The organism is Streptomyces sp. NPDC039423 (genome assembly GCF_055598725.1).
In genome coordinates this window covers 16,650-35,708 of record NZ_JBVKAH010000013.1, presented here as the reverse complement: position 1 = coordinate 35,708, position 19,059 = coordinate 16,650, and the positions used below count along the sequence as shown (strand labels likewise).

Here is a 19,059-nt window from a genome sequence, read left to right as displayed (position 1 = left end):
GTCCCCCGCCGGTCCCCCGTCCGGCGCACCGGCGGGGGACCGGCGTCGGCCCCTGACCGGCACGGTCGTACGCTGCGGTAATGAGCGAGACCCGCGCCCTCCTGCGGCGTATACGTGTGTGGTTGGTCGTTTTCATCGTCTGCCTGGTGCTGAGCGGGGCGACGGCCTTCCCGCTCGTCACCGAGCTGCACCTGCTCCAGGACGCCCTGAACGGCTGGGCGTCCCCCGTGGCCGACGCCTTCCCCGGTCTCCAGGAATGGATCACGCGCGTGCGCGCCGGCCTCGACACCGCCGACGCGCGTTACCCGTTCCTCCTCTACGGCACGGACTGGCTCGCCTTCGCGCACCTCGTCATCGCGGTCGCCTTCTACGGTCCCTACCGCGACCCCGTACGCAACATCTGGGTGATCGAGTTCGGCATGATCGCGTGCGCCGGGATCATCCCGCTCGCCCTGATCTGCGGACCGATCCGGGGCATCCCCTTCTGGTGGTCGGTGATCGACATGTCCTTCGGGGTCTTCGGAGTCGTCCCGCTGCTGTTCGTACGCCGCCTGATCAAGCGCCTGGAGGCGCTGACCGCCCCGGTCACCGGCGTCCGGGCCCTGGTCGCCTGACGCCCCGGCGGCGCGGCGGCTACGGCTTGCGGGCCACCGCGCCGAACTGGGCCACCTCGGCCGCCGCCGCGAACCGCCAGCTCGCGCACGACACGATGCCCGGCTCCAGCACCTCCAGACCGTCCAGGAACGACGCGAACTCGGCCCGGTCGCGCGCGGTGATCGGCGGCGTGGCGTTCTTGTTCCAGAACTCCATCGCCTCGGCGTTGCCCTCGCCGCCCAGCTCCAGCGTCGGGTGCGTCAGCACCAGGTAACTCCCGGACGGCACGCCCGCCATGAGCGTCTTCACGATCGAGCGGGCCTCGTCGGTGTCCAGCACGAAGTTGAGGATGCCGAGCATCATCACCGCGACCGGCCGGTCCAGGTCCAGGACCGGCCGGACCGCCTCCAGGATCCGCTCCGGCCGGTGCGCGTCCGCGTCGATGTACTCGGTGACGCCCTCCGGCGAACCGGTGAGCAGCGCGCGGGCGTGCGTCAGGACGATCGGGTCGTTGTCGACGTACACGATCCGCGCGTCGGGCGCGACGCGCTGCGCCACCTCATGCGTGTTGTCGGCGGTCGGCAGGCCCGTGCCGATGTCCAGGAACTGCCGTACGCCCGCCTCGCCCGCCAGGTACGTCACCGCGCGGCCGAGGAACGCCCGGTCCGCGCGGGCGACTTCGCCGATGCTCGGGTACATGGCGACCACCTGGTCGCCGACCTCCCGGTCCACCGGGTAGTTGTCCTTGCCGCCGAGCCAGTAGTTCCAGACCCGGGCGTTGTGCGCGATGTCGGTGCGGATCCTGCCTGTGCTGTCCGGGCTCACGTGCGGGTTCCCTTCAGTACGGCGCTCAGCGCGTCCACGCGGTTGGTGGTGATCGAATCCACCCCGTCGGTGATCAGCCTACGCATGGTCCGTCGAGTATCGGCCGTCCAGGCCGAAACCAGCAGCCCGTTCCGGTGGACGCGCTCGGTGAGCTCCCGACCGACCAGTCCGAAGCGGTAGTTGAGCCAGCGCGGCGCCACCGCCGCCAGCAGCACCGGGCGCGGCGGCGCGAGGGTGGTCCAGGTCAGGGCGATCTCGGCGCCGGGCTCGGCGGCCCGCACCAGCAGCATGGCGGCGGCGCTGGAGCAGTAGTAGACACGGTCGCCCGCCCCGCACTCCCGTACGGCGCCGACGACGGCCCGCACCGACCGCTCGGTCGCGCCCGGCAGGTCGATCATCACCCGGTGGCCGTCGACCGCGTCGAGCGCCTCGCGCAGCGTCGGCACCCCGTCCGGGCCGGTGAGCGCGCGCAGTTCGGCCAGCGTGACCCGCTCCAGCGGCCGGTCGACGCCCCACAGCCGCTTCAGCGACTCGTCGTGGAGCAGTACCGGGACGCCGTCCCGGGTGAGCCGTACGTCCACCTCCACCGCGTCCGCGCCGCGCGCCAGCGCCGAGCGGAGCGAGGCGAGCGTGTTCTCGCGCACGCGGTACGGGTCGCCCCGGTGTCCCACGACCGTGACGGGGCGCATCAGCGGCGGAGCCACTCGGTGGTGTAGGAGTCGATCTCGGCGATGATCCGCGCCTTGCCGGCCGGGTCGAGGAACGACGCCTCCACCGCGTTCCTGGCCAGCCGGGCCACGCCCCGCTCGTCCAGCTCCAGCAGCCGGGCGGCGACCTCGTACTCGGTGTTCAGGTCGGTGCCGAACATCGGCGGGTCGTCGGAGTTGATGGTGACCAGCACCCCGGCGGCGACCATCCGCTTCACCGGGTGCTCGTCGATGTCCAGGACCGCGCGGGTGGCGATGTTGGAGGTCGGGCACACCTCCAGCGGGATGCGGTGCTCGGCGAGGTACGCCAGCAGCTCCGGGTCCTCGGCGGCGCTGGTGCCGTGGCCGATGCGCTCGGCGCGCAGCTCGGTCAGGGCGTCCCACACGGTCTGCGGGCCGGTCGTCTCCCCGGCGTGCGGGACGGAGTGCAGCCCGGCGGCGATGGCCCGGTCGAAGTACGGCTTGAACTGCGGGCGCGGTACGCCGATCTCGGGCCCGCCCAGCCCGAACGAGACCAGGCCGTCGGGCCGCAGGTCCACCGCGAGCCGCGCGGTCTCCTCGGCCGCCTCCAGGCCCGCCTCACCGGGGATGTCGAAGCACCAGCGCAGGATCACGCCCAGCTCGGTCTCGGCGGCCACGCGGGCGTCCTCGATCGCGGCCATGAACGCCTTCTCGTCGATGCCGCGCCGGGTGGAGCTGTAGGGCGTGATGGTGAGTTCCGCGTACCGGATGTTCTGCCGGGCCATGTCGCGGGCCACCTCGTACGTCAGCAGCCGGACGTCCTCGGGTGTCCTGATCAGGTCCACCACCGACAGGTACACCTCGATGAAGTGCGCGAAGTCGGTGAAGGTGAAGTAGTCGACCAGGGCCTCGGGGTCGGTGGGGACCTTCGAGTCGGGGTGGCGGGCCGCGAGTTCGGCGACGATCCGGGGCGAGGCCGAGCCGACGTGGTGGACATGCAGTTCGGCCTTGGGCAGCCCCGCGATGAAGGGGTGCAGGTCGGTCATCGGGTCCTCCGTGTGCGCTTCGCTCGCCGGGCTGGTCAGGGATCATCGTAGGGCGGCCGTTAGCATGACCGGACACGATCGGGGAGGGCCCATGTCAGAGAAGAGCGATCACAACGATCCGTGGGCTCCGCCGGAGAGCAGGGCCCCTCAGGACCCGGTGGACTCCTACCGGCCGCCGTCGGGGGTGCACGACCAGCCGACGATGACGTCCGTGCCGGGCGCCGAGCTGCCGCCGCCCCCGATAGCCCCGGGCGGCCCCGCCCCGACTCCTCCGGGCCCGTACGGCTACCCCGCCGGCTCGTACGGCTACCCCGGCTACTACGGCACGTACGGCCAGGCCGGCTGGCAGCAGGCCCCCGCCAACGGCATGGGCGTGGCCGCGCTCGTCCTCGGCATCATCTCGGTGGTCCTGTTCTGCGCGTGGGGCCTGGGGATCGTCCTGGGCATCCTGGCGCTGATCTTCGGCATCGTGGGCCGCGGGAAGGTCCGGCGGGGCGAGGCGAACAACCACGGCATGGCCCTGGCCGGGATCATCCTGGGCGCGGTGGGAATCGTGGTGAGCGGTGCGTTCCTGGCGTTCCTGATATGGACGGTGGTGACGGAGCAGGGCCGGGACAACTACGAGGACGAGTACGGCCACGACCCGTTCGACACGTCCCTGGTGCTTCCCCGCGCCTGACCCACCGCGCCTCCGCCTTGCCGGGTGGGTGCCCCGCCGGCCGCGAGGAGCGAGCCCGGAGGGGCGCCGCCCCGGTTCCGTTGTGCCCACAACGGGGGGCAGGGCCCGTCAGGGGTGGCGGAGGGTCGTGCGGGCCCGCATGAGGGCGAAGCCGAGGAGGTTCAGGCCCCGCCAGTGCGCGGGGGACTCCGCGCGGGGATCGTCGGCGGCCAGGCCGATGCCCCACACCCGGTCCACCGGGCTCGCCTCCACCAGCACCCGGTCGCCCGTCGACAGCAGGAACGCCCGCAGCTCCGGGTCGGCGCCGAACTTGTGCTCGCTGCCCTCGACCACCACGCGGAACCGCTCCCGCTTCCACACCGTCTCGTCGAAGCCGCGCACCAGGCGGCCCGCCTTCTTGGCGAGCGCCGGGTTCGGCGCCTCGACGGCCTGACGCTCGGCGTCCGCGTCGCCGAAGAGCCGGGCCTTGGACGCCATCATCCAGTGCTCCGCCGTCGCGTAGGTGACCCCGTCGACCGTGAACGGCGAGGGCCACCACTGGCTCAGGCAGCTCGCCCCGAGCGTGCCGTCCCGCTTCGGGGTGTGGCCCCAGAAGTGCAGGAATTTCACGCGTTCACCCCTGCTGACCTGCTCGATCAGCTCGTGCACCTTCTCCATGCACGCCAGTCTGGCAGCCGCCACGGACACTCCGTACGGAGATATCGGCGCCCACCCGACACATGGTCGACCGATTCCGTCGCGTAACCAAAAGGCAACAACGGAATCCCTTGTTGCCCGGCACCTCCTCTGTCAGGATCGGCACTCAATTCGAGCCGGGACAACGGAGAGCGTCATGGGCAACTCCTTCCAGGGACTCGACCGCTTCGCGGCCGGGGCGCAGTACATCGACGGGCGGCCGCGGCCCGGCACCTCGGGGCGTGAGCACACGGTCGTCGACCCGGCGACGGGGGAGAAGGTCCTGGCGTACGCACTGGCCTCCACCGCCGACGTGGACGCCGCCGTGGCAGCCGCCCGGGCGGCGCTGCCCGGCTGGGCGGGCGCGACCCCGGGCGAGCGGTCGGACGCGATGCACCGGTTCGCCGCCCTGCTGGCCGAGCGGGCGGAGGACTTCGCCCACGCCGAGTCCCTCCAGTGCGGCAAGCCGATCAAGCTGACGCGGGAGTTCGACGTCCCCGGGACGGTCGACAACACCGCCTTCTTCGCGGGGGCCGCCCGCCACCTCCAGGGCCAGTCGGCGGGCGAGTACAGCGGTGACCACACCTCGTACGTCCGCCGCGAACCGATCGGCGTCATCGGCTCCATCGCCCCCTGGAACTACCCCCTCCAGATGGCCGCCTGGAAGGTCCTCCCGGCCATCGCCGCGGGCAACACCATCGTGCTCAAGCCCGCCGAGCTGACTCCCCTGACGTCCCTGATGTTCGCGCGGGCCGCCACCGACGCGGGCATCCCCGACGGCGTCGTCAATATCGTCACCGGCGCCGGCAAGGACGCCGGCGAGCACCTCGTCGGCCACCCCGACGTGGCGATGACGTCGTTCACCGGGTCCACCGCCGTCGGCAGGCGCGTCGCCGAGATCGCCACCGCCACCGTCAAGCGACTGCACCTGGAGCTCGGCGGCAAGGCCCCGTTCGTCGTCTTCGACGACGCCGACCCGGAGGCCGCCGCGCACGGCGCGGTCGCCGGCGCCCTGATCAACACCGGCCAGGACTGCACCGCCGCCACCCGCGCGTACGTCCAGCGCCCGCTGTACGACGCGTTCGTCGAGCGGGTCGCCGACCTGATGGCGAGCGTGCGCCTCGGTGACCCCTTCGACGAGAGCACCGACCTCGGCCCGCTCATCAGCCACGCCCAGCGCGACCGGGTCGCCGCCTTCGTCGACCGCGCCCGCGCCTACGCCACGGTCGTCACCGGCGGTAGCGCGCCGCGCGGCCCCGGCGCCCACTACCGGCCGACGCTGATCACCGGCGCCCCCCAGGACAGCGAGATCGTGCAGGCCGAGATCTTCGGACCGGTCCTGGTGGTGCTGCCGTTCGACAGCGACGAGGAGGGCCTGGCCCTGGCCAACGACACCCCCTACGGCCTGGCCGCCTCGGCCTGGACCCGTGACGTGTACCGCGCCGGGCGCGCCACCCGCGAGATCAAGGCGGGCTGCGTGTGGATCAACGACCACATCCCGATCATCAGCGAGATGCCGCACGGCGGCTACAAGGCGTCCGGCTTCGGAAAGGACATGTCAACCTACTCCTTCGAGGAGTACACGCAGGTCAAGCACGTGATGTACGACAACACGGCGGTCGCCCGGAAGGACTGGCACCGCACGATCTTCGGGGACCGATAGCAGCGAGAGCGCCGGGCCGCCCGACCAGCGGCCGCCGCCACACCACCCGAAAGGCACAGCGCATGGAGCAGTACCAGCCCGACAGCCTCTCCGCGGCACAGCTCGCCGCGATGCGGCGCAGTCTCACGAACGGCAGGGGTGCCCTCACCCGCCGTTCCATGCTGCGCGCCACGGGCGTCGGCGCGCTCACGCTCGGCGGTCTCGCCGGCCTGAGCGCCTGTGGGATCCCGCCCGCCGCACGGGAGGGCGACGGCCCCGCCTCCACCGATTTCTCGGCCCGGGAGAAGCGGCTCAGCTTCTCCAACTGGACGCAGTACATCGACATCAGCGACGACGAGAAGCGGCGTCCGTCCCTGGAGGCGTTCACCAAGCGCACCGGCATCACGGTCACGTACACCGAGGACATCAACGACAACGTCGAGTTCTTCGGCAAGATCAAGCCGCAGCTCGCCGCGGGTCAGGACACCGGCCGCGACCTGATCTGCGTCACGGACTGGCTGGCCGCCCGGATCATCCGCCTGGGCTGGGCGCAGAAGCTCGACCAGTCGAACCTCCCCAACGCGTACGCCAACCTGTCCTCCCAGTTCCGCCGCCCCGACTGGGACCCCGGCCGCGCCCACTCGTACCCCTGGACCGGCATCTCCACGGTCATCGCGTACAACAGCAAGGCCACCGGCGGCCGCAAGGTCGACTCCGTCAGCCAGCTCCTGGACGACCCCAAACTGAAGGGCCGGGTCGCGTTCCTGTCCGAGATGCGCGACTCGGTCGGCATGACCCTGATCGACATGGGCAAGGACCCGGGCAAGTTCACCGACGCCGACTTCGACGCGGCCGTGGGCCGCCTCCAGAAGGGCGTCGACACCCAGCAGATCCGCCGGTTCACCGGCAACGACTACACCGGCGACCTCAACAAGGGCGACATCGCCGCCTGTCTCGCCTGGGCCGGTGACGTCATCCAGCTCCAGGCGGACAACCCCGACATCAAGTTCGCGATCCCGAACGCCGGTTACATCACCTCCAGCGACAACCTCCTGGTCCCCGCCAGGGCCCGGCACAAGGCCAACGCCGAGAAGCTCATCGACTACTACTACGAGCTGCCGGTCGCCGCCCGGCTCGCCGCGTACATCAACTACGTCTGCCCCGTCGAGGGCGTCCGCGAGGAACTCGCCGCGATCGACCCCGCCCTGGCGTCGAACACGCTGATCCTCCCGGACAAGGCGATGGCCGCGAAGTCCCGCGCCTTCCGCTCCCTGAGCAGCGCGGAGGAGACGGCGTACGAGGAGAAGTTCGCCAAGCTCATCGGCGCCTGAGCCACCGCCCTCGCCCACCCCTCGACACCCCCTGGGATCGCGAACCCATGACTGACAGCACGAACACCGGTGGCGACGTCCGTCTCTCCGGCATCAGCAAGACCTACGGCTCCTTCACCGCCGTCCACCCCCTCGACCTGACCGTCCCGCAGGGTTCCTTCTTCGCCCTCCTCGGCGCCTCCGGCTGCGGCAAGACCACCACCCTGCGCATGATCGCCGGACTGGAGGAGCCCTCCACGGGCACCGTCTTCCTGGGCGACAGGGACGTCACGGACCTGCCCCCGTACAAGAGGCCCGTCAACACCGTCTTCCAGTCGTACGCCCTCTTCCCGCACCTGGACATCTACGAGAACATCGCCTTCGGCCTCCGCCGGCGCGGCGTCACATCGGTGAAGAAGCAGGTCGGCGAGATGCTCGACCTGGTGCAGCTCGGTGACAAGGCGCGCCACAAGCCGCACCAGCTCTCCGGCGGCCAGCAGCAGCGCGTCGCCGTCGCCCGCGCGCTGATCAACCACCCCCAGGTGCTCCTCCTCGACGAGCCGCTCGGCGCCCTCGACCTCAAGCTGCGCCGCCAGATGCAGCTCGAGCTCAAGCGCATCCAGACCGAGGTCGGCATCACCTTCGTCCACGTCACCCACGACCAGGAGGAGGCCATGACCATGGCCGACACGGTCGCGGTGATGAACGGCGGCCGGGTCGAGCAGCTCGGCGCGCCCGCCGACCTCTACGACAACCCGCGCACCACCTTCGTCGCCAACTTCCTCGGCACGTCCAACCTGATCGAGGCCGAGGTCGTCGAGGCCGCCTCGGACGTCGTCGTCACGGCCGGCGGCGGCACGCTGCGGCTGCCCGCCGACCGGTGCGCGGCCCCGACCACGAGCGGCGGCAAGCTGCTGGTGGGCATCCGCCCGGAGAAGATCGCGCTCGCGCACGCCGACGACGCGGGCACGATCGCCGACGGGCGCAACAGGGTCACCGGCCGGATCGTCGACGCCTCCTTCATCGGGGTCTCCACCCAGTACGTGGTGGACAGCCCGGCCGGCGCGGCCCTCCAGGTGTACGAGCAGAACGTCGAGCGCGACTCCCGCCTCGCCCCCGGCGCCGAGGTCGTCCTGCACTGGAACCCGGCGCACACCTTCGGCCTGGACGCGGCGCAGTCCATGCTCGCGGGGACCGTGGACGACGCGGGCGCGGACAAGGTGGAGGACGCCGCGTGACGATCACCGACACCCCCCGGGCCCCCGAGGCCCCCGAGGCCCCCGAGGCACCACCGGCCGTGCGCAAGCCGGCCACGCGCAAGCGGCTCGTGCCCTACTGGCTGCTGCTGCCCGGCATCCTCTGGCTGCTGGTCTTCTTCGCGCTGCCGATGGTCTACCAGGCCTCCACCTCGGTGCAGACCGGCTCCCTGGAGCAGGGCTTCCAGGTGACCTGGCACTTCCAGACCTACTGGGAGGCCTTCACCGAGTACTGGCCGCAGTTCGTCCGGTCCCTGCTGTACGCCGGCACCGCCACGGTCATGTGCCTGCTGCTGGGCTACCCGCTCGCGTACCTGATCGCCTTCAAGGCGGGCCGCTGGCGCAACCTGCTGCTGGTCCTCGTCATCGCGCCGTTCTTCACCAGCTTCCTCATCCGTACGCTGGCCTGGAAGACGATCCTCGCGGACGGCGGCGCCGTCGTCGGCGCGCTGGACGCCCTGCACGTCCTGGACGTCACCGGCTGGCTGGGCTGGACCCAGGGGGACCGCGTCCTGGCCACGCCCATGGCGGTCGTCTGCGGCCTCACGTACAACTTCCTGCCGTTCATGATCCTGCCGCTGTACACCTCGCTGGAGCGGATCGACGGACGGCTGCACGAGGCGGCCAAGGACCTGTACGCCTCCCCGGCGACCACCTTCCGCAAGGTGACGTTCCCGCTGTCCATGCCGGGCGTCGTGTCGGGCACGCTGCTGACCTTCATCCCGGCGAGCGGCGACTACGTCAACGCCGAACTGCTCGGCTCGACCGACACCAAGATGGTCGGCAACGTCATCCAGTCGCAGTTCCTCCGGGTGCTGGACTACCCGACGGCGGCCGCGCTGTCCTTCATCCTGATGGCCATCGTGCTGATCATGGTCACCGTCTACATCCGCCGGGCCGGAACGGAGGACCTCGTCTGATGCGCTGGCTCCGCAAGAACCTCGTCGTCGTCGCGGGTCTGCTGACCCTCGCCTACATGCTCCTGCCGAACGTCGTCGTCATGGTGTTCTCGTTCAACAAGCCGGCGGGACGCTTCAACTACTCCTGGCGGGAGTTCTCCACCGACGCCTGGCAGGACCCGTGCGGAGTGGCCGACCTGTGCGGCTCGCTCGCGCTGTCGCTCCAGATCGCCGCCTGGGCGACGCTCGGCGCCACCGCCCTCGGCACCATGATCGCCTTCGCGCTGGTCCGCTACCGCTTCCGGGCGCGCGGCGCGATCAACTCGCTGATCTTCCTGCCGATGGCCATGCCCGAGGTCGTCATGGCCGCGTCCCTGCTCACGCTGTTCCTGAACATGGGCGCCCGGCTCGGCTTCTGGACGGTCCTCATCGCGCACATCATGTTCTGTCTGAGCTTCGTCGTGACGGCGGTCAAGGCCCGGGTCATGTCCATGGACCCCCGCCTGGAGGAGGCCGCCAGGGACCTGTACGCGGGGCCCGTGCAGACCTTCCTCAGGGTCACCCTGCCCATCGCCGCCCCCGGTATCGCGGCCGGCGCGCTCCTCGCCTTCGCGCTGTCGTTCGACGACTTCATCATCACCAACTTCAACGCGGGCTCGACCGTCACCTTCCCCATGTTCGTGTGGGGTTCGGCGCAGCGCGGCACGCCCGTCCAGATCAACGTCATCGGTACGGCGATGTTCGTCATCGCGGTCCTGGTGGTCGTCGTCGGCCAGGTCGCGGCCGGCCGGCGCAAGCGTACGCACGTCTCATGAGTCATTGAGGGAGTTGGAAGCCATGGCCCCAGGTGCCATGCGTAGTGCCGCACGATCACTCTCGGACGCCCAGCCCGTCCCCTTCTGGCTGGAAGACCCCGGCAAGCCCGGCGCGCTGCCCGCCCTCACCGGCACCGAGCACTGTGACCTGCTCGTCGTCGGCGGCGGCTACAGCGGACTGTGGACCGCGCTTCTCGCCAAGGAGCGGGACCCCGGACGGGACGTCGTGCTCATCGAGGGCCGGGAGGCGGGCTGGGCCGCCTCCGGCCGCAACGGCGGCTTCTGCGCCGCCTCCCTCACCCACGGCTTCGGCAACGGCCTCGCCCGCTGGCCGGACGAGCTGGCCACGCTGGAGGACATGGGGATCCGGAACCTCGACGCCATCGAGGCGGCCGTCGCAGCCCACGGCATCGACTGCGACTTCGAGCGCACCGGCGAGATCGACGTCGCCACGGAACCCCACCAGGTGGAGGAGCTGCGCGAGGTGTACGAGCAGGCCGGCCGCCTCGGTCTCGCCGGCCACCTGGAGCTCCTCGACCGGGACGCCGTGCGCGCCCAGGTCGACTCGCCCACCTTCCTGGGCGGGCTGTGGGACCGGCGTGGCGTCGCCATGCTCCACCCGGCCAAGCTGGCGTGGGGCCTCAAGCGGGCCTGCGTCGACCTGGGCGTGCGCGTGTACGAGAACACCCGGGGCCTGGAACTCGCCAGGGCGGGCGCCGGGATGGCGGTGCGCACGCCCTACGGACGGGTCCTCGCCCGAAGGGTCGCCCTCGGCACCAACGTCTTCCCGTCCCTGGTCAAGCGGGTCCGCGCCTATACGGTGCCGGTCTACGACTACGCGCTGATGACCGAGCCGCTGACGGACGGACAGCTCGACGCCATCGGCTGGAAGAACCGCCAGGGGCTCGGCGACAGCGCCAACCAGTTCCACTACTTCCGGCTCTCCGCCGACAACCGCATCCTGTGGGGCGGTTACGACGCCATCTACCCGTTCGGCGGGCGCGTCAGCCCCGAGCGCGACGACCGTCCCGAGACGTACCTCAAGCTCGCCGAGCACTTCTTCACCTGCTTCCCGCAGTTGGAGGGCCTCCGGTTCAGCCACGCCTGGGGCGGCGCCATCGACACCTGTTCCCGGTTCTCGGCGTTCTTCGGCACCGCCCACGCGGGGCGGGTCGCGTACGCGGCGGGCTTCACGGGCCTCGGCGTGGGCGCGACCCGGTTCGGCGCGGACGTGATGCTCGACCTGCTGGCGGGCGAGCGGACCGAGCGCACCGAGCTGGAGATGGTGCGCACCAAGCCGCTGCCGTTCCCGCCGGAGCCGATCGCCTGGGCGGGCATCGGGCTCACCAAGTGGTCGCTGGCCCGGGCCGACGCCCGGGGCGGCCGCCGGAACCTGTGGTTGAAGGCGATGGACCGCCTGGGGCTCGGCTTCGACAGCTGACAGCCGACGGCTGACAGTCGACGGCTCGGGCCGCTCCGACGGCTCGGGCGGCTCCGACGGCTCGGGCCGCTCCGACGGCTCGGGCGGCTCCGACCGCTCCGGCCGCCGGCCGTGCGGTCGCCGTCCGGCCCTGTGCGCCGGGTGTGCGCCCCCGTTCCCGGTTTCACCACCCTGGTGCGGGCCGTTCCTGCGTAATGATCCGCATCCGCCCGCGTCCCTCCACGTGAACGCTCTGTCCGAAGGGCAGGCACGGAACGGACGCGAAAGGCGGCGGGCGATGACAGGTACGGGGGCCAGGGCCGCGGTGCAATGGCTGGCAGCGGTGGCGCCGGACCCCGACGCCTGCCGGTGGGCCTGGGAGCGCAGCATCCTCGGGGTGGCGCTCCTGCCCGCCGGCAGGCACTGGGACGTGCTGATCACCCCGGCCGAGCTCGGCCTCGCCACCCTCGACGTGATGAGCCGGCTCGTCGGCCGGCCCGGCCCGGTGCTGGCCGACGTGGGCGACGCGCGCCTGGGCTTCTTCGTACCCGTGGGCACCGCCGCGCGCTGGGTCGGCACCGGGACGCGGGCGGCCGGCCACGGCACCTGGATCGCCGTCCCGCACCCGGGCCGGGTGACGGGCGGGGCGCGCTGGCTGGTGGTGCCCGACGGCAGCGGCACCCTCAACGACCCCGCGCTGCTGGAGCGGGCGATGCACGAGGCGGCCGCTCACCTGGTACGGCGTCAGGCAGGCTGAACCCGACGGGCGGTGCGGTGCCGGAGACCTTGACAACCCGATTGGTCTATACCAAGTTGTGCGGCGCTCCACCCGATTCCCCCACCCCCGGAGGCAGTTGTGGACCGCACCTCCCTCGGACCCGTCGCCGCGTCCGCCGCGGCGGCCCTGCTGGCCCTCGGCGGGCTCACCGCCACCGCACCCCCCGCCACCGCCGCGCCCGCCCCCGCCGCCGCCGCCGACACCGAACTGGCGCGCAACGGCGGCTTCGAGGCGGGCCTCGACGGCTGGAACTGCACGGCGGGCAGCGGTGCCGTCGTCGCCTCACCGGTGCACGGCGGCACCGGGGCCCTCCGGGCCACCCCGTCCGGCGCCGACAACGCCCGGTGCTCGCAGACGATCGCCGTCCAGCCGGACTCCGCGTACACGCTCAGCGGCTGGGTGCGCGGGAGCCACGTCTACCTGGGCGCCACCGGCACCGGCACGAGCGACGTCTCCACCTGGACCGCGTCCGCGCCCGACTGGCAGCGTCTGACCACCACCTTCCGCACCGGCCCGGGCACCCGCTCGGTCACCGTGCACACCCACGGCTGGTACGGGACCGGCGCCTACCACGCGGACGACGTCTCCCTGCTGGGGCCGGGCGGCGATCCCGTCCAGGTCCCGGCCGCGCCCACGGGCCTGACCGCCGGCACCCCGGCCTCGACCGCCGTGCCGCTCACCTGGTCCCCCGTCAGCGGCGCGACCGCCTACCACGTCTACCGCGGCGGAGTCAGGGCCCTCACGGTGACCGGCACCTCGGCCACCGTCACCGGGCTCACGCCCGCGACCCCGTACGCCTTCCAGGTGACGGCCGCCAACGCCGCGGGCGAGTCCGCCCGCTCGGCCACCGTCACCGCCACGACCGCGCCGGGCGGCACCACCCCGCCCGGCCAGGGCCTGCCCGCCCACGCCCTCGTCGGCTACCTGCACGCGAGCTTCGCCAACGGCTCCGGCTACACCCGGATGGCCGACGTCCCCGACTCCTGGGACGTCATCGACCTCGCCTTCGGCGAACCGACCTCCGTGACCTCCGGCGACATCCGCTTCCGCCTCTGCCCGGTCGCCGAGTGCCCGAACGCCGAGCCGGCCGCCGACTTCAAGGCCGCCATCAGGGCGAAGCAGGCCGCGGGCAAGAAGGTGCTGATCTCGATCGGCGGCCAGAACGGCCAGGTCCAGCTCTCCACCACCGCCGCCCGGGACGCCTTCGTCTCCTCCGTCTCAGGGATCATCGACGAGTACGGCCTCGACGGCCTCGACATCGACTTCGAGGGCCACTCGCTGTCGCTGAACACCGGCGACACCGACTTCCGCAACCCCACCACCCCGGTCGTCGTCCACCTGATCTCGGCGCTGCGGACGCTCAAGGCGAAGTACGGCCCCGGCTTCGTGCTGACCATGGCGCCCGAGACCTTTTTCGTGCAACTGGGGTACCAGTTCTACGGTTCGGGCCCCTGGGGCGGCCAGGACCCCCGCGCCGGCGCCTACCTGCCCGTCATCCACGCCCTGCGCGACGACCTGACCCTGCTCCATGTCCAGAACTACAACTCGGGGCCGATCATGGGTCTGGACGGCCAGTACCACTCCATGGGCACCGCCGACTTCCCCATCGCCATGACCGACATGCTCCTCACCGGCTTCCCGGTGGCGGGCGACGCGGACCGGTTCTTCCCGGCCCTCCGGCCCGAGCAGGTCGCCCTCGGCCTCCCGGCCTCCCCGCAGGCGGGCAACGGCCACATCGCGCCCGCCGAGGTGACCAGGGCGCTGGACTGCCTCACGCGCACGGTCGGCTGCGGCGCGTACCGGACCCACGGGGCCTGGCCCGGCCTGCGCGGACTGATGACCTGGTCGGTCAACTGGGACCGGTTCGGCGGCGGGGAGTTCGCCAGGAACTTCGACGCGTACCGATGGAGCTGAACAGGCACACGCTGGCCACCACGTCCAGCGGCCAGTGGTAGCCGCGCAGCACCAGTCCGATGCCCGTCGCCACCGTGAGCAGCACGGCGACGGGCATCAGGCGCCGGTGCACCAGCAGGGCCGCGCCGCAGTACGCCACCAGGGCGGTCGCGGTGTGCCCGGACGGGTAGTAGCCGGTCGCGTCGGTGAGCGGTCCGGGCCGGTCCACGAGCAGTTTCAGCGGGACGACCAGGATCGGTACCAGCGCCATGGCCAGCCCCGCGTACAGCGCCTGGACCCGCCGGCCGCGCCACACCGCGTACGCGGCCGCGGCGGCGAGCACGGGCAGGGCGACCGGCATGCCGCCGAGTTCGGCCAGCAGTTCGGCCAGGGGAGTGGGAGCGCGGCCGATCAGGGCGTGGCCGAGCCGCTCGTCCAGGCGGGCGAGCGGCCCGTGGACCAGGACCTGCCAGGTGAGGACGGCGAAGAGGGCCAGGAGCCCGGCGCGGAGGAGGAGAGCCGGCCGCCCCGGAACAGGGGGGGTGGTTCCGGGGCGGCCGGCAGGACCGGTGCGCCGCGCGCCCCGGGGGGTGTGGGGCGGGCGACCGTCCGATCGGTGAGGAGATCCGGAGCCAGAAGCTCCGGTGGTGTGCGCGAAGGCACGGCCAGGACGAGGCTGGGGAGGCTCCGTCCCGCAGTCGTCCGCGGTTCCCCGCGGACGGGGTGTTTCTCTCATCTGCAGAAACCGTACGGCAGGAAACGGGGGGACCGACAGCCGGATCTCCATCCCGCCATCGGCCCCCCACGGGTTCTTCACATACGGTCGCGCTGCGTCATGCCCGGGCTCACGCCTGGGCGCGCACGCGCGCTCAGATGGCGGCGAACGCGCTCTCGATGACGTCGAGGCCCTCGTTGAGCAGGTCCTCGCCGATCACCAGCGGCGGCAGGAAGCGCAGCACGTTGCCGTAGGTGCCACAGGTCAGGACCAGGACGCCCTCGGCGTGGCAGGCCTTGGCGAGCGCGCCCGCGGCCTCCGGGTTCGGCTCCTTGGTCGCCGGGTCCTTGACCAGCTCGATCGCGATCATGGCACCGCGGCCGCGGATGTCGCCGATGATCTCGTACTTCTCCTGCATGGCAGCGAGGCGGCCCTTCATGACCTCCTCGATGCGCTTGGCCTTGCCGTTGAGGTCGAGCTCCTTCATCGTCTCGATCGCGCCCAGCGCGCCGGCGCAGGCCACCGGGTTGCCGCCGTAGGTGCCGCCCAGGCCACCGCCGTGCACGGAGTCCATGATCTCGGCGCGGCCGGTGACGGCGGCGAGCGGCAGACCGCCCGCGATGCCCTTGGCGGTGGTGATCAGGTCCGGGACGACGCCCTCGTCCTCGCACGCGAACCACTGGCCGGTGCGGCAGAAGCCCGACTGGATCTCGTCCGCGACGAAGACGATGCCGTTGTCGTTGGAGAACTTCTGGATCGCCGGCAGGAAGCCCTTGGCCGGCTCGATGAAGCCGCCCTCACCGAGCACCGGCTCGATGATGATCGCGGCGACGTTCTCGGCACCGATCTGCTTGGTGATCTGGTCGATCGCCTGGGCGGCGGCCTCGGGGCCGCAGTTCTCGGGCCCGGTCGGCCAGCGGTAGCCGTAGGCCACCGGCACGCGGTAGACCTCGGGCGCGAACGGGCCGAAGCCGTGCTTGTACGGCATGTTCTTGGCGGTCAGCGCCATCGTGAGGTTCGTACGGCCGTGGTAGCCGTGGTCGAAGACGACGACGGCCTGGCGCTTGGTGTACGACCGGGCGATCTTGACCGCGTTCTCGACGGCCTCGGCGCCGCTGTTGAACAGCGCGGACTTCTTGGCGTGGTCGCCCGGGGTCAGCTCGGCCAGCGCCTCGCAGACCTCGACGTACCCCTCGTACGGGGTGACCATGAAACAGGTGTGGGTGAACTGCTCCAGCTGGGCGCTCGCCCGGCGCACGACGGCCTCGGCGGAGGCGCCCACGGAGGTCACGGCGATACCGGAACCGAAGTCGATCAGGCGGTTGCCGTCGACGTCCTCGATCACGCCGCCGCCGGCGCGGGTCGTGAAGACCGGCAGCACGGAGCCCACGCCGCCCGCGACCGCGGACAGACGGCGGGCCTGAAGCTCCTGCGACTTCGGGCCGGGGATGGCGGTGACGACGCGGCGCTCCTGCGGGATTTCGGTCATGCGGGGCTCCTGGGGTGGGGTCTTTCGGACGCTACTTCTCTTTCTTCCGCAGGCTAGGCGGGGTGGAGGGGGGTGGGCATGCTCCGTTCGGGAGTGGTCGGGCCCGTGTCCTTGTCCGGGACGGACATAGCCGCCCCCGGCGGCCCGCCGCTCCGGAGTTGTCCACAGGTCGGTGAACCGCCGGGACCGGACGGCTAGATTGACGGGGGCACAGACATGCGGGACCTGGCTGGTCAGGGGGCAGGGGTTCGATGGACACCGACGGTACGTACGAGGCACGGCGGGGCCACGTGGCGAAGCCGCCCGTTCCGCCGCCGCCCCGGCACGCCCCGGCACCCGCCGGGGGCGGCACCGCCCAGTGGCTGCGCACGCCCCGGCCCCCGGCCGAGCCCGGCGTGTGGCGGTTCGGGCACCGCCCGCGCCCGGCGGAGGAGCCGGAGGCGGTGCCCGCCCGGCGGCTGTTCGCCGGCGCCCTGATCGCGCTGCTCAGCGGCTGGCTGCTGTGGTCGCTGCTCTGGAACGGGTACCTGGGCTACTACTGGCTCTGGCCGCTGCTGGCGTTCACCCCCGACGAGTGGCGCTCGGAGCCGGACACCTGGGCCGCGGCCAGCTATGTGTACTACGCCCTCGTCGGCGGTGGCCTCCTGGTGTTCTTCGCCCGCGTCGGGCACGTCCCCGAGATCTGGCGCCGGTACGCGGGGAAGAAGGACGCCCCGCCCCCGCCGCCGCCCCCGGACGCGGACCCCGCCGACTGGCCCGAGCTGCGGGAGGCCGGGCTCACCGACGCGGCGGCCCGGCTCGCCGAGGCCACCCGGTCCGGTGCCCTGCGGGACGTGGACTACGCCCGCATCCGGCGGGCCTGGCAGGGCGTGCGGACCCATCCGGACCGGCTCGCCGCCTTCACCGACGCCGTGCGGGCCCACGGCCCGGCCGCCTGCGCGCACCCCTCGGGCGTCCGGGACCTGCCGGTCCGCACCGCCGCGCACGACCTGGCCACCGCCCAGGTGCGGATCGGCACCGCGGCCGACCACCCGCGCAACCCGTACGCCCGCCGGACGACCGGGGTCGCCCTGGAGCCCGCCGTGCTCGGCACCTCGCTGCTGGCGGTCGGGCCCGCCGGGTCGGGCAAGACGGTCCGGCTGGTCCGCCCGGTGGTGGAGTCCCTGTGCCTCCAGGCCCTCGCCAATCGCGCCGCCGTGGTCGCCGTGACCGCGCACGGCTCGGCCCTCGCCCCCGACCAGGCCTTCGACGTGATCGTCTCCGTGGGGCGCCCGGACTCCACGCACGACCTGGACCTCTACGGCGGGGCGGACGACCCCGACGAGGCCGCCCGGATGCTGGCCGAGGCCCTCGTGGGCGACCTCGTCCCCGACAGCCGCCGCGCCGCCACCGCGGTCGCCCAGCTCATCGGCCCCTACCGCGCGGCGCACGGCCACTTCCCCGCCGTGCCGGAGCTGCGGGAGCTGCTGGGCGGGGCGCCCGGGGCGCTGGCCGAGCTGCGCGCGGCCGTGTCCGGCGACCCGGCGCAGCTCCGCGAGCTGGACGCCCGGGAGCGGCAGGCCGAGCGGGGCGACGACATCGGGGTGCTGCTGGCGGAGCGGATCGCGTTCCTGGACCGGCCCGCGTTCGCCCGGTTCTTCCGCACCGACGCGGAGGGGCGCCGGTTGTCGCTGCGGGCCGTGGAGCACCCGCTGCGGGTGCGCGTCGACCTGCCGGAGCGCGGGCACGCCGAGGCGTCCCGGATCGTGGCGCGGCTGCTGCTGGCGCAGTTCACCGAGGCCGCGCTGGGCCGGGCGGACCGGTCGCTCTTCGCCTGTCTGGTCCTGGACGACGCCACGTACACGGTGACCGCCGACTCCGTGCGTGCCGTCCAGCGGCTGCGCTCGGCGCACGCGGGCGTCGTGCTGGCGCTGCGAACCCTGGAGGACGTGCCGGAGGCGCTGCGCGGGCCGCTGCTCGGCGCGGTGGGGTGCAGGATGGCGTTCGCCGGGATCGCCCCCTGGGACGGCGGGCGGTTCGCCGAGACCTGGGGCACCGAATGGGTGCAGACGCGTGACGTGACCAACCGGCAGATCATCTCCGACGAGCCGCTCACCAAGGCCCTGCACTTCCTGCGCCGCCTGGTCACCGGCAAGGCGGCCACGGCCGAGGCGGTGACGGTGCGGGAGGTCGAGCGGCAGCGCTGGTCGGCCTCCGACCTCGCGCACGCGGTGCCGCCCGGGCATGCCGTACTGTCCCTGACGGGCGTACGGGGGGAACATGTCCCTCCGCTTCTGGTCGACCTGCGGACCTGAGCCGCCCCCGAGGGGGCCTGACGTGACATGACAACCTGGCAGACTTGAAGGGTGTCGTTCA

At 72.3% G+C, this 19,059-nt stretch carries 17 protein-coding genes; 11 read left to right on the top strand and 6 right to left on the bottom strand.

Translation table 11 applies throughout. The annotated features are described in order from the left end of the window. Positions 1 to 80: 80 nt before the first annotated feature. Positions 81 to 614, top strand: a complete 534-nt coding sequence (locus tag ACZ7LK_RS29995; protein ID WP_392277085.1) for a hypothetical protein — start codon at positions 81 to 83, stop codon at positions 612 to 614. Positions 615 to 633: 19 nt separating this feature from the next. Here ACZ7LK_RS29995 and ACZ7LK_RS29990 read toward each other — a convergent pair whose 3' ends face one another. The 3 genes from ACZ7LK_RS29990 to ACZ7LK_RS29980 are packed head-to-tail and all read right to left on the bottom strand — an operon-like array spanning position 634 to position 3,133. After that, positions 634 to 1,419 (bottom strand): SAM-dependent methyltransferase, encoded by a 786-nt coding sequence (locus ACZ7LK_RS29990; protein WP_392277086.1) that lies wholly within the window; start codon positions 1,417 to 1,419, stop codon positions 634 to 636. After that, a complete protein-coding gene (locus ACZ7LK_RS29985; protein WP_392277087.1) occupies positions 1,416 to 2,108 on the bottom strand; it encodes a glycerophosphodiester phosphodiesterase in 693 nt (230 codons plus the stop codon). Before ACZ7LK_RS29985 ends, ACZ7LK_RS29990 begins: the two co-directional genes overlap by 4 nt. Then, positions 2,108 to 3,133: an adenosine deaminase gene (locus tag ACZ7LK_RS29980; protein ID WP_469465037.1), complete on the bottom strand. Its 1,026-nt coding sequence runs from the start codon at positions 3,131 to 3,133 to the stop codon at positions 2,108 to 2,110. Before ACZ7LK_RS29980 ends, ACZ7LK_RS29985 begins: the two co-directional genes overlap by 1 nt. A 91-nt stretch (positions 3,134 to 3,224) precedes the next feature. Between ACZ7LK_RS29980 and ACZ7LK_RS29975 the strand changes: the two genes are divergently transcribed. Then, positions 3,225 to 3,812 carry a DUF4190 domain-containing protein gene (locus ACZ7LK_RS29975; protein WP_392277089.1) on the top strand — a complete coding sequence of 196 codons (588 nt, stop codon included), beginning with the start codon at positions 3,225 to 3,227 and terminating at the stop codon, positions 3,810 to 3,812. 108 nt (positions 3,813 to 3,920) lie between these two features. On the opposite strand, the gene ACZ7LK_RS29970 is transcribed toward ACZ7LK_RS29975, so the two are convergent. Continuing rightward, positions 3,921 to 4,469, bottom strand: a complete 549-nt coding sequence (locus tag ACZ7LK_RS29970; protein WP_392277090.1) for an NADAR family protein — start codon at positions 4,467 to 4,469, stop codon at positions 3,921 to 3,923. Between the two features lie 175 nt (positions 4,470 to 4,644). Between ACZ7LK_RS29970 and ACZ7LK_RS29965 the strand changes: the two genes are divergently transcribed. The 8 genes from ACZ7LK_RS29965 (at position 4,645) to ACZ7LK_RS29930 (ending at position 14,521) form a co-directional block, all read left to right on the top strand. After that, positions 4,645 to 6,150 carry a gamma-aminobutyraldehyde dehydrogenase gene (locus tag ACZ7LK_RS29965; protein ID WP_469465038.1) on the top strand — a complete coding sequence of 502 codons (1,506 nt, stop codon included), beginning with the start codon at positions 4,645 to 4,647 and terminating at the stop codon, positions 6,148 to 6,150. 62 nt (positions 6,151 to 6,212) lie between these two features. Continuing rightward, complete coding sequence (locus tag ACZ7LK_RS29960; protein ID WP_392277092.1) at positions 6,213 to 7,460, top strand: polyamine ABC transporter substrate-binding protein; 1,248 nt, start codon at positions 6,213 to 6,215, stop codon at positions 7,458 to 7,460. Positions 7,461 to 7,507: 47 nt separating this feature from the next. Next, the gene (locus ACZ7LK_RS29955) at positions 7,508 to 8,677 is read left to right on the top strand and encodes an ABC transporter ATP-binding protein (protein ID WP_392277093.1); all 1,170 of its coding nucleotides are present in this window, start codon (positions 7,508 to 7,510) and stop codon (positions 8,675 to 8,677) included. After that, positions 8,674 to 9,615, top strand: coding sequence for an ABC transporter permease (locus ACZ7LK_RS29950; RefSeq protein WP_469465039.1), 942 nt, complete (start codon positions 8,674 to 8,676; stop codon positions 9,613 to 9,615). Before ACZ7LK_RS29955 ends, ACZ7LK_RS29950 begins: the two co-directional genes overlap by 4 nt. Further along, a complete protein-coding gene (locus ACZ7LK_RS29945; protein WP_392277095.1) occupies positions 9,615 to 10,409 on the top strand; it encodes an ABC transporter permease in 795 nt (264 codons plus the stop codon). The genes ACZ7LK_RS29950 and ACZ7LK_RS29945 overlap by 1 nt, the downstream gene beginning before the upstream one ends. Before the next feature lie 22 nt (positions 10,410 to 10,431). Continuing rightward, positions 10,432 to 11,850, top strand: a complete 1,419-nt coding sequence (locus tag ACZ7LK_RS29940; RefSeq protein WP_471144431.1) for an NAD(P)/FAD-dependent oxidoreductase — start codon at positions 10,432 to 10,434, stop codon at positions 11,848 to 11,850. Between the two features lie 277 nt (positions 11,851 to 12,127). Beyond that, entirely contained in the window at positions 12,128 to 12,586 is a 459-nt protein-coding gene (locus ACZ7LK_RS29935; RefSeq protein ID WP_469465041.1) for a hypothetical protein, read from the top strand. A gap of 99 nt (positions 12,587 to 12,685) precedes the next feature. Then, entirely contained in the window at positions 12,686 to 14,521 is a 1,836-nt protein-coding gene (locus tag ACZ7LK_RS29930) for a chitinase (RefSeq protein WP_471144428.1), read from the top strand. Here the strand turns inward: ACZ7LK_RS29930 and ACZ7LK_RS29925 are convergent. Together ACZ7LK_RS29925 and gabT are read right to left on the bottom strand one after the other, a co-directional pair. After that, on the bottom strand, positions 14,457 to 15,236 hold the full coding sequence (locus ACZ7LK_RS29925; protein ID WP_471144426.1) for a phosphatase PAP2 family protein: 780 nt from the start codon (positions 15,234 to 15,236) through the stop codon (positions 14,457 to 14,459). The two genes, ACZ7LK_RS29930 and ACZ7LK_RS29925, sit on opposite strands and share 65 nt — an antisense overlap. 133 nt (positions 15,237 to 15,369) lie before the next feature. After that, positions 15,370 to 16,704 carry a 4-aminobutyrate--2-oxoglutarate transaminase gene (gene gabT / locus ACZ7LK_RS29920; protein ID WP_392277100.1) on the bottom strand — a complete coding sequence of 445 codons (1,335 nt, stop codon included), beginning with the start codon at positions 16,702 to 16,704 and terminating at the stop codon, positions 15,370 to 15,372. A 251-nt stretch (positions 16,705 to 16,955) separates the two neighbouring features. Here gabT and ACZ7LK_RS29915 point away from each other — a divergent pair, with 251 nt between their 5' ends. Further along, the gene (locus ACZ7LK_RS29915; protein WP_392277101.1) at positions 16,956 to 18,998 is read left to right on the top strand and encodes an ATP-binding protein; all 2,043 of its coding nucleotides are present in this window, start codon (positions 16,956 to 16,958) and stop codon (positions 18,996 to 18,998) included. Positions 18,999 to 19,059 lie beyond the last annotated feature (61 nt).

Coding starts and splice junctions, on each gene's coding strand:
- ACZ7LK_RS29995 (WP_392277085.1), top strand. CDS start 81: ATGAGCGAGACCCGCGCCCTCCTGCGGCGTATACGTGTGTGGTTGGTC.
- ACZ7LK_RS29985 (WP_392277087.1), bottom strand. CDS start 2,108: ATGCGCCCCGTCACGGTCGTGGGACACCGGGGCGACCCGTACCGCGTG.
- ACZ7LK_RS29980 (WP_469465037.1), bottom strand. CDS start 3,133: ATGACCGACCTGCACCCCTTCATCGCGGGGCTGCCCAAGGCCGAACTG.
- ACZ7LK_RS29975 (WP_392277089.1), top strand. CDS start 3,225: ATGTCAGAGAAGAGCGATCACAACGATCCGTGGGCTCCGCCGGAGAGC.
- ACZ7LK_RS29970 (WP_392277090.1), bottom strand. CDS start 4,469: ATGGAGAAGGTGCACGAGCTGATCGAGCAGGTCAGCAGGGGTGAACGC.
- ACZ7LK_RS29965 (WP_469465038.1), top strand. CDS start 4,645: ATGGGCAACTCCTTCCAGGGACTCGACCGCTTCGCGGCCGGGGCGCAG.
- ACZ7LK_RS29960 (WP_392277092.1), top strand. CDS start 6,213: ATGGAGCAGTACCAGCCCGACAGCCTCTCCGCGGCACAGCTCGCCGCG.
- ACZ7LK_RS29955 (WP_392277093.1), top strand. CDS start 7,508: ATGACTGACAGCACGAACACCGGTGGCGACGTCCGTCTCTCCGGCATC.
- ACZ7LK_RS29945 (WP_392277095.1), top strand. CDS start 9,615: ATGCGCTGGCTCCGCAAGAACCTCGTCGTCGTCGCGGGTCTGCTGACC.
- ACZ7LK_RS29940 (WP_471144431.1), top strand. CDS start 10,432: ATGGCCCCAGGTGCCATGCGTAGTGCCGCACGATCACTCTCGGACGCC.
- ACZ7LK_RS29935 (WP_469465041.1), top strand. CDS start 12,128: ATGACAGGTACGGGGGCCAGGGCCGCGGTGCAATGGCTGGCAGCGGTG.
- ACZ7LK_RS29925 (WP_471144426.1), bottom strand. CDS start 15,236: ATGAGAGAAACACCCCGTCCGCGGGGAACCGCGGACGACTGCGGGACG.
- gabT (WP_392277100.1), bottom strand. CDS start 16,704: ATGACCGAAATCCCGCAGGAGCGCCGCGTCGTCACCGCCATCCCCGGC.
- ACZ7LK_RS29915 (WP_392277101.1), top strand. CDS start 16,956: ATGGACACCGACGGTACGTACGAGGCACGGCGGGGCCACGTGGCGAAG.